The organism is Ochrobactrum sp. SFR4 (genome assembly GCF_019730395.1).
GTDB lineage: Bacteria > Pseudomonadota > Alphaproteobacteria > Rhizobiales > Rhizobiaceae > Pseudochrobactrum.
This window is the reverse complement of the sequence record NZ_JAAPBB010000987.1, coordinates 1-257: the sequence shown is the minus strand read 5'-3', so window position 1 is coordinate 257 and position 257 is coordinate 1. Positions and strand designations below refer to the sequence as shown.

Genomic DNA, 257 nt, shown 5'->3' with positions numbered 1-257 from the left:
CAAAATCCGGTACCGAGCTAAATGCGAAAACCATTCTTCATGCCGCCGGCCTGTCCTATGACGATCTGGGCAAAGTGGAATATCTGCCATTCGCAGAATCTGTTGAACTGATGAAAAACCGCCAGCTGGATGCCACTTTGCAATCCTCCGGTCTCGGTGTTGCATCATTGCGCGATCTGGCCAATGCGGTTGAAATCAATGTGGTAGAAGTGCCTGCCGATATTATCGAAAAAATCGGTGCACCATATCTGGTCAAC

At 49.0% G+C, this 257-nt stretch carries 1 protein-coding gene; it reads left to right on the top strand.

Translation table 11 applies throughout. The features are described 5' to 3' along the window. The coding region (locus HBA93_RS22045) for a TAXI family TRAP transporter solute-binding subunit (RefSeq protein WP_286202137.1) at nucleotides 1–257 on the top strand (257 nt) is incomplete at both ends.